Source organism: Rathayibacter sp. AY1F3 (genome assembly GCF_002931975.1).
In the GTDB taxonomy this organism is placed as follows: Bacteria; Actinomycetota; Actinomycetes; order Actinomycetales; family Microbacteriaceae; genus Rathayibacter.
Window position 1 is genome coordinate 1 of the sequence record NZ_PSVF01000051.1, and the last position, 8,614, is coordinate 8,614.

The following is an 8,614-nucleotide window of genomic DNA, read 5'->3' on the forward strand; positions in this document are numbered from 1 at the left end:
AGGTGGGTCCAGCCGGCCCAGTCGCCCTCGTCCGCGTGGATCGCAGGCGTCCGCGGCTCGGGCTTCACGCTGCTGGTGATGGGGATCATGATCCTCGCGGTGGTCGTGCTCGCCCCGAGCATCAAGAACTTCGTCGAGCAGCGCGCCGAGATCGCCGAGCTGCAGCGCTCGGTCGACGCGGCCAAGACCCAGGCGCAGAACCTCGACGAGCAGCGCACCCGCTGGTCCGACCCGGCGTTCATCCGCGCGCAAGCCCGCGAGCGGCTGTACTTCGTGATGCCCGGCGAGGTGAGCTACCTCGTGCTCGACGACGTGACGCTCGCCCAGCAGGCGCAGCAGCCCGCGAGCGACACGGTGCAGGAGACCCCGAGCGACTGGGCCGGCTCCCTGCTGTCCTCGATCGCGGTCTCGGGCCTCGGCGAGCCGACCGCCGACGAGCTGACACCGACTCCGTAGCTCCCGCCCGACCCCGTCGCTCCCGCCCGGCCCCGCGTACACTGGAGCGTCCTCCCGGCCGTCCGTCCTCTGGAGCCCCCGTGACCACGCCCCCCTTCGATCCGCCGTCCGAGCGCGACATCGCGGTCGTCTCCGCCCAGCTGGGCCGTCCCGCCCGGGACGTCGTCGGGATCAGCGCCCGCTGCGTCTGCGGCGACCCGACGGTGGTCTCCACGAGCCCCCGCCTGTCCGACGGCACGCCGTTCCCCACCTTCTACTACCTGACCCACCCCGCCGCGACGGCCGCGATCTCGCAGCTCGAGGCCACCCAGGTCATGGTCGAGTACAACGCGATGCTCGCCGAGGACGAGGAGCTGCGCGAGGCGTACGCCGCTGCGCACCGGGCGTTCCTGGCCGACCGCGAGAGCGTCGGCTCCGTCCCCGAGATCGCGGGCATCTCCTCCGGGGGCATGCCCTCGCGGGTGAAGTGCCTCCACGCCCTCGCCGCGCACGCCCTCGCGGCGGGCCCCGGCGTCAATCCGATCGGCGATCTGGCCCTGGCCCGCGCCGACTGGTCTCCCGAGCGCTGCGCCTGCAGGCCGCTCGACGCGTAGCCGCTCCTACCGGAGCCACGGAGGCGCCACCACCGGCGCGCTCTTCGCTAAGCTGATTCCCAGTCGGGGTCAGTGCTGCCCACCGCATCGAGAGCGGGCACTTCGCATTGCGTGAGGGTGTTCGCATTGTCCATCCCTCTTGGAGAGTCAACCGTGCCCAGAATCCTGATCGTCGGAGGCGGCTACGCCGGCTTCTACACCGCGTGGAAGCTCGAGAAGCAGCTCCGCCCGCACGAGGCAGAGGTCACGATCGTCGACCCGCTGCCCTACATGGCGTACCTGCCCTTCCTCCCCGAGGTCGCCGCGGGGTCGATCGAGCCGCGCCACGCGATCGTCTCGCTCCGCCGCCACCTCAAGAAGACCGCGATCCTCGCCGCCAAGGTGACGAAGATCGACCACGCGAACCGCACCGCGACGATCACCCCGACCGTGGGCGAGCCCTACGAGTTCGAGTACGACCAGATCGTCGTCACCGCCGGCTCCGTCTCGCGCACCTTCCCGATCCCGGGCGTCGCCGACAACGCGATCGGCCTGAAGACGATCGAGGAGGCGACCGCGATCCGCGACCGCATGCTCACGAACTTCGACAAGGCCGCGTCGCTGCCCGCCGGCCCCGAGCGCTCGCGCCTGCTGACCGTCACGGTCGTCGGCGGCGGGTTCGCGGGCATCGAGGTCTTCGCCGAGCTGCGCTCCTTCGCGAGCGCGCTGCTCAAGCGCTACCCCGAGATCGACTTCGAGGAGACGCAGTTCCACCTCATCGAGGCGATGGGCCGGATCATGCCCGAGGTCGCCCTCGAGACGAGCCACTGGGTGCTGAAGAACCTCGACCAGCGCGGCGCCACCGTGCACCTCGACACGCAGCTCAAGTCGGCCGAGAACGGCGTCATCCAGCTGTCGACGGGCGAGAGCTTCGAGTCGGACCTCATCATCTGGACCGCGGGCGTCATGGCGAACCCGTCGATCAAGAACTCCGACCTGCCCATCGAGGAGCGCGGCCGCCTGCGCGTGCGCGCCGACCTCCGCGTCGGCCACGACGACGTGCTCGTCGAGGGCGCCTGGGGCGCCGGCGACGCGACGGCCGTCCCCGACCTCACCGGCGGCGGCGTCGGCGGCTTCTGCGTGCCGAACGCCCAGCACGCCGTCCGCCAGGGCAAGCTCATGGCCAAGAACATCACCGCGGTGCTCCGCGGCGAGGAGCCGGTCGACTACGTGCACAAGAACCTCGGCGCGGTCGCGGGCCTGGGCATCGGCATCGGCGTGTTCCAGTCCGGCAAGATCGCCGTGAAGGGCTTCCCCGCCTGGGTGATGCACCGCGGCTACCACGGTCTCGCCATGCCCTCGTGGGAGCGCAAGTTCCGCGTGGTCTGGGGCTGGTGGAACAACCTCTGGCTCGGCCGCGACATCGCCTCGATCGAGGCCCGCGAGTACCCCCGCGGGTCCTTCGAGACCTACGCGTCGCGTCCGCGTCCGGCGGCCCCGGCCGCCGAGGCTCCGGCCGCGCAGGCCCCGGCGCAGATCCCCGGCCAGGCCGGTGCTCCGGTCCCGGTCGGCGGCGAGCCCGCCAAGTCCTGACACCGCCGCCGGGAGGATCGCTCCTCCCGGTGGTCGCCCCCATAGCCCAATCGGCAGAGGCAGACGACTTAAAATCGTCTCAGTCTGGGTTCGAGTCCCAGTGGGGGCACTCCGTCCGACGCGCCGCTCCCTAGGCGGCGCGGGCGTGCGCGCTGCGTCGAGCGGGCTCGAGCAGCCCGGCCTCGAGGGCCTGGGTGATCTCGCCCGGGGTGCAGTCGGCGCAGAGCACGACGAGCTCCTCCTCGGTGTCGCGGCCGCCGGAGCGGTCGAGGACGACGGCGTCGGTTCCGCAGAGTGCGCATTCGATCATGCGGGTACCGTACGTCCGACCTCCGACATGCGCGCGGCAGCGCCCCGGCGCGTCTCGCCCGGATCCGACAGGGCGCCGGGTGCGCCTCCGGACCGGTCGTCCTTCCGGCCGGAGGAGCCCGGTGTTCGGGAATCGGACGAGGATCCCGCGCGCCCGCGCCGCCTCGCCTAGAGTCGTCACCGGGCGGTTCCGCGCCCGGGCGCCCACGTCCGGATGCGAGCCGCCCGGTCCACGGCGGGCGCCGGAACGGTCCCGCTTCTCGTGCCCGCGGGCACCGTCATGCACCGCCCGGCGACGGGCGGCCGGGAGGCCCCCATGGGGAAGCTGCTCTACGGAGCCTCGGGAGTCGAGATCGAGTTCGACGACCGCACGCTCACGCACGTCCAGATCGTCATCGCCAACAAGCTGCGCCGCCGCGAGAGCTTCTTCTTCTCCTGGCGGGACGACCCCGCGGTCGGCGACGGCCGCTCGAGCATCTGGCTCGACCCCTCCGTGCCCCTCTACTTCAAGTACTTCGGCGGACGGGTCCCCTCGATCAACCGCACCTGGATCGACCTGCTGACCGTCTCGGCGAACTCGTCCGGCGGGCTGCAGCTCGTGCAGGAGCCGGACGCCGCCCCCACCCCGCCGCCGAAGGGCGAGCAGGGCGCCTGACCCCCACCCGCCACGCCCCGGAGAACAGCCCCATGCAGCGCGACCTCTCGGCCCACCTGACCCTCGACGTCGCGGCTCCGGCCGCCCTCGTCCTCTCGATCGCGGTGGCCGACGCGTACGGGGCGGAGGAGTCGCTGACGCTCACCGTCGACGGCCGCCCGCTCGCCGCTCGCGAGGTGATCGACCAGCACGGCACCCGGCTGCACGTGCTCGACGCGCCGGTCGGGCACCTCGTCGTGGACTACTCCGCGCGCGTCCTGGGACGCCTCGCTCCGCTCGAGGGCGACGAGGTGGACCGGCTGCGGTACCTGCGGCCGAGCCGCTACGCCGAGTCGGACGTGCTGTGGGCGACGGCCCGGGCCGAGTTCGCCGGCCTCGCCGGGGCGGACCTCCTGCACGCGGTGAGCTCCTGGGTCGGCACGCGGCTGGCGTACGTCCCCGGCTCGAGCCTTCCGACGGACGGGGCCGAGCGGACGCTGCTCGCCCGCCGCGGCGTCTGCCGCGACTTCGCGCACCTCGTCGTCGCCCTCCTCCGGGCGCTGGACGTGCCCGCCCGACTGGCGGCCGTGTACGCGCCGGGACTGCAGCCGATGGACTTCCACGCGGTCGCGGAGGCCTGGATCGAGGGGGAGTGGCGGGCGGTCGACGCGACGACGCTCGCGCCGCGGTCGAGCCTCGTGCGGATCGCGACGGGACGCGACGCGGCCGACACCGCGTTCCTCGGCATCTACGGCGGCATCGCGACGCTGCGCGAGCTGACCGTCGGCGCCGTGGCCGACGTGCTGCCGGGCGACGACCTCGACCGGCCCGTCTCGATCGGCTGAGCGGGCGGCCGAGGCCGGCTACTCCGACTCGACGAAGCGCCGCCAGGCCCAGATCGACGTGCACACCGCGCTGAAGGCGACGACGGCGAAGAGCACCGGACCCGCTCCGCCGTCGGTCGACCAGGACGCGATGGTCGGGGTGAGCAGCACGAACAGCACGGTCGTCGCGAGGAGCGTGAGCCCGAGCCAGAGCAGCGGGGACCAGCGCAGGATGCTGCGGCCGGCGGGGCGCCCGACCGGGAACAGCAGCACCACGCTCGAGCCGACCGAGATCAGCGTGGTCGCGCTGAGCACCTCCGCGGCGAGCACGGAGCCGAACGAGCCGTCGGGCGGGACCACGGCGGAGGCGCCCCAGGCGAGTCCGGCGAGACCCAGCAGCGAGACGACGCGGACGGTGGAGAGCTTCGCCCGGTCGACGGCGGACGCGCCCTCGGGGAGGACGAGGCCGATCACCACGCCGAAGAGGAGCGCCGGGTCCAGTCCCGCGAAGCGCGAGACGAGAGCGGCCGCCGCGACCAGGAGCAGCGCGCGCGGAGCGGCGACGACGCCGATCCCGCTGACGCCGATCCGCCGGCCGACCAGCGCGGGGACGGCGGCGGCGACCGCGTTGACCACGGCGACGGCCACGATGACGGCGATCAGCAGGCGCAGATAGGCGGGCTGGCCGTCGACGCGTCCCGAGAGCAGGACGAGGCCGGCTGCGCAGCCGACCATCCCGACGACCATCAGGCGCGGCGAGGCGGGACCGGTGTCCGGCTTGTCGTCGTACTCGACGGCGGCGCGGTTGCGGCCCGTGAGGTGCCAGCTGCGTTCGGCACGGGGCGCGCGCCCGGCCGCGGCGAGGCGGGCCGGCACGACGACCAGGGCGAGCGAGAGCAGAGCGAGGGCGAGGGAGCGCATCCAGTCGGCCATCGAGACGACCGGCGATCCGGCGGACAGCGCGGTGGTCATCCCGGTCGCCGCGCTCCAGCCGCCCGGCTCCGATCCGGCGTCGGGGGCGGGCTGCGGCGGCACGTCACCGCCGTCCTGGTCGGGAGCCGGGACCGGCGCTGCCGTGGGCTCGGCGGTCGGCTCGTCCTCGGGCGTGGGCGCGGCCTCCCCGGGGCGGACGGGTGACGGGGACGCGGTCGGCGCCGCGCTGCTCGGTGCGGGAGACGCGGCGGCCCCGGGCGCGCTGGGCGCGGCTCCGGGGGCGGCCGGCGTCGTCGCGCTGGGCGTGCCGGTGGGAGCGGTCGTCGCCGCCGCGAAGGTCACGTCGATCCAGGGGCTCGGCGGGCTGTAGTTGCCGGCGCTGTCCCCGGCGATGGCGGAGACCCGGTGCGCGCCCGCCGTGATCGTACCGCCGGTGCAGCTCCAGGCGCCTCCGCTGACCGCCGCGTCGCAGGTGTTGACCCGGTCGACGTACACGTAGGCGCGGGTGCCGTCCACGCCCGTCCCGGAGTAGGACGCGCCGCTGAGCGGCAGGGCGGCGTTGTTCGACGGCGAGGTGAGGGCGGGGGCGGCAGGAGCAGCGGTGTCGACCACGAGGGTCACCGGCGCGCTGGCCGGCGAGGCGGCGCTGCCGGCGAAGGAGGCGGTCTGCGTCGCGGTGACGCGGTAGCTGCCCGGCGCCGGAGTGGGGGCGAGCTGGCAGAACCACGCGCCGCCGGAGTCGGCGGTGGCCAGGCACGCGGCGCCGCCGTTCGAGACCGCGGCGACGCTCGCGCCGGGGTAGGCCGTGCCGCGGACCGAGCCCGCGGAGGTCGCCGAGCCGTCGACCGACTCGATGACGGGGGCGCTGAGGACGGCGATCGGGACGGCGGCCGAGGTGGTCCCGCCGCCGGCGAGGAGCTCCACCGCGACCAGGGTCGCCGGCCCGTCGTCGAGGGAGACGGCGCAGCTCCAGCCGCCGTCGGGGCCCGCGGTGGTGATGCAGAGGGGGTCGCCGCCGCCGCGGAGCCCGATCTGCACCTGGTCCCCGGCCGTCGCCGTGCCGGTGACCGTCGTCGCTCCCGTGCTGAGGACCGCGCCGGAGGAGGGAGCGGTGATCGCGAGAGCGGCGGCCTGCGCGGCCGGAGCGGCCAGGCCGGAGACGGAGGCGACGGCCGCGAGGAGCACCAGCAGCAGGGCGGCCGTGCGCCGCGGGGATCGGCGGAGTCGGGGCACCGGCACGACCGGTGAACCCCCCGGTACTGCCACGTCGACGCCCGATTTCACGATGCGTCCATTGCACGGGGGCAGGGGGGAGCTGTCAAGCGCGCCGCACCACTGTTCCCGGATGTACACCATCCGGAGGAGGCGTCTCAGCCGGTCGGGGGAGTCGGGGAGATCCGGGAGAGCGCTTCCGCGAGAATATACCCGTCGATCAGATCCGGAGGACAGTGGAATGCGCGAAGACGAGGCCCGCGGGCGCGATCGGCGGGAGGTGCGCGTCGAGGCCGCGCGCTTCGACGATCCGCGCGAGCTGGGCGCACTCCTGCCGCCGGGGCTGCGCATCGGACTGGCGCAGAGCGCCTTCCAGACGGAGGGCTCCCTCGAGACGGGCGGCCGGGGCCGGTCGGTGTGGGACGACTTCGCGCTGCGACGGGGGACGATCGCCGAGGAGGCCACTCCCGAGATCGCGACGGACTTCCTCCTGCGCTGGCGCGAGGACCTCGCGCTGCTGGTCGATCTCGGCGTCGACGAGCTCCGGCTCTCGGTCTCGTGGCCCCGGCTGCAGCCCGACGGCCGCGGGCCGATCGACCGCGGAGGGCTCGGCTTCTACGACCGCCTGCTCGACGGGCTCGCCGAGACGGGGATCCGGGTCGCGCTGACCCTGCACCACCGCGACACCCCGTCGGCGCTCAGCGGCGGCTGGATGAACCGCGACACCGCGTTCCGCTTCGGCGATCTCGCCTTCGAGCTCGGCGGGCGGTTCGGCGACCGGGTCGCCGACTGGATCACCCTCGACCAGCCGTCGACGGTGATGCTCGAGGGCTACGCGCTCGCGCGGCAGGCGCCGGGCGCCGGCCGGCTGTTCAGCGCCCTGCCGGCGCTGCACCACCAGCTCCTCGGGCACGGCGTGGCGCTGGAGGCGCTGCGAGCGGCGGAGGTGACCGGGAGGATCGGCCTCGTCGACGCGCTCGCGCCGGTCGAGCCCGCCTCCGACGACGACCGGGACCGCGCCTTCGCCTCCCTGGCGGACATCCTGCGGAACCGCCTGGTGGCCGACGCCGTGCTGACCGGGTCCTACCCGGTCGGACCGGAGGAGCTGCCGCCGTTCCTCGGCGCCCTCGCGCAGGCGGATCCGGTCGACCTCGCGCGCATCTCGGCTCCGCTCGACTTCTACGCGGTCGCGCCGCTGCCGCCGCTGCGGATCGTGTCGGGCCGCGACCCGGCGCTGCCGACCGGGGTGGGCGCTCCTCCCGCGCTCCCGTTCCACACGGCGCCCTGGCCGGAGCTGGACCGCACGGGCGACGGCTCGCCGGTCGCACCCTGGGCTGTGGTCTCGGTGCTGCGGTCCCTCGTGGAGCGCTACGGCGACGCCCTGCCGCCGCTGGTGGTGACCGCGCTCGGCGCGAGCTACTCCGACGAGCCCGATCGCGAGGGTGCGATCGTCGACACGGAGCGGATCCGCTGGCTCGGGGCGCACCTGGCCGCTCTCGCCGAGGCCGTCCACGACGGACTGCCGGTGGAGGCCGTGCAGCTCTGGACCCTGGTCGACGCGTTCGAGTGGCAGCACGGCTACAGCCGCCCGCACGGGCTCGTGGCCGTCGACACGCGCAGCCGGGACCGCGTGCCCAAGGCGTCGTTCGACTGGCTCCGGCGCGTCCTCGACGCCCGCTCCTGATGCGGGGGCGTGCGAGACTGCCGCCGTGCGCAGCCTCCTCGCCCTCGCCTCCGTCCTCCACGCCGACCCCGCCCCGGTGCTCGCCGCCCTCGCGGACGTCCTCGCCGCCGACGGCGCGTACGAGCGGCGGGGGAGCGGGCTCGAGCGCCGACTCCCCGTGCTCGGCGTCGAGCAGTGGCGGGTCCTGGCGGACGAGGAGGGGGCCCGGGTCGAGTGCGAGCTGGTCGCCGCACCCGCCTCGTCGGCGCTCGCCGGGGTCCTCCTCCGGCGGCGGATCCGCGAGGCGCCGGACCGGTTCCGCGCGGTCGTGACCGCGGTCGCCGACGCGGTGGAGTGACGCTCCGGGGACGCCCGCGCGGGTCCGCTCCGACGCCCGCTCTCCGACCCGCCCGCCGCC

9 protein-coding genes and 1 tRNA gene are annotated in these 8,614 nt (G+C 74.7%); 8 read left to right on the forward strand and 2 right to left on the reverse strand.

Translation table 11 applies throughout. From position 1 onward, the window contains the following. The 4 genes from C5C39_RS16695 to C5C39_RS16710 form a co-directional block, all read left to right on the forward strand. Positions 1–456 (forward strand): septum formation initiator family protein (locus C5C39_RS16695; RefSeq protein ID WP_104353912.1); only part of this gene is annotated, 456 nt, incomplete at its 5' end. Between the two features lie 80 nt (positions 457–536). Continuing rightward, positions 537–1,049 (forward strand): DUF501 domain-containing protein, encoded by a 513-nt coding sequence (locus C5C39_RS16700; protein WP_104227430.1) that lies wholly within the window; start codon positions 537–539, stop codon positions 1,047–1,049. 153 nt (positions 1,050–1,202) lie between these two features. Further along, positions 1,203–2,621 (forward strand): NAD(P)/FAD-dependent oxidoreductase, encoded by a 1,419-nt coding sequence (locus tag C5C39_RS16705; protein ID WP_104225019.1) that lies wholly within the window; start codon positions 1,203–1,205, stop codon positions 2,619–2,621. A 35-nt stretch (positions 2,622–2,656) separates the two neighbouring features. After that, positions 2,657–2,730: transfer RNA gene (locus tag C5C39_RS16710), tRNA-Leu, on the forward strand. A 21-nt stretch (positions 2,731–2,751) separates the two neighbouring features. Here the strand turns inward: C5C39_RS16710 and C5C39_RS16715 are convergent. Beyond that, positions 2,752–2,931, reverse strand: a complete 180-nt coding sequence (locus tag C5C39_RS16715; RefSeq protein ID WP_104225020.1) for a hypothetical protein — start codon at positions 2,929–2,931, stop codon at positions 2,752–2,754. A gap of 315 nt (positions 2,932–3,246) precedes the next feature. Between C5C39_RS16715 and C5C39_RS16720 the strand changes: the two genes are divergently transcribed. Together C5C39_RS16720 and C5C39_RS16725 are read left to right on the forward strand one after the other, a co-directional pair. Then, entirely contained in the window at positions 3,247–3,585 is a 339-nt protein-coding gene (locus C5C39_RS16720) for an ATP-dependent DNA ligase (protein ID WP_068211888.1), read from the forward strand. Between the two features lie 32 nt (positions 3,586–3,617). After that, complete coding sequence (locus C5C39_RS16725; RefSeq protein WP_104353913.1) at positions 3,618–4,409, forward strand: transglutaminase family protein; 792 nt, start codon at positions 3,618–3,620, stop codon at positions 4,407–4,409. An 18-nt stretch (positions 4,410–4,427) separates the two neighbouring features. Here the strand turns inward: C5C39_RS16725 and C5C39_RS17670 are convergent, their stop codons facing one another. After that, a complete protein-coding gene (locus C5C39_RS17670) occupies positions 4,428–6,554 on the reverse strand; it encodes a hypothetical protein (RefSeq protein WP_181136420.1) in 2,127 nt (708 codons plus the stop codon). A 220-nt stretch (positions 6,555–6,774) separates the two neighbouring features. Between C5C39_RS17670 and C5C39_RS16735 the strand changes: the two genes are divergently transcribed. Together C5C39_RS16735 and C5C39_RS16740 are read left to right on the forward strand one after the other, a co-directional pair. Then, positions 6,775–8,217: a glycoside hydrolase family 1 protein gene (locus tag C5C39_RS16735; RefSeq protein ID WP_181136421.1), complete on the forward strand. Its 1,443-nt coding sequence runs from the start codon at positions 6,775–6,777 to the stop codon at positions 8,215–8,217. 25 nt (positions 8,218–8,242) lie between these two features. Beyond that, the gene (locus C5C39_RS16740; RefSeq protein ID WP_104227427.1) at positions 8,243–8,554 is read left to right on the forward strand and encodes a hypothetical protein; all 312 of its coding nucleotides are present in this window, start codon (positions 8,243–8,245) and stop codon (positions 8,552–8,554) included. Positions 8,555–8,614: the final 60 nt, after the last annotated feature.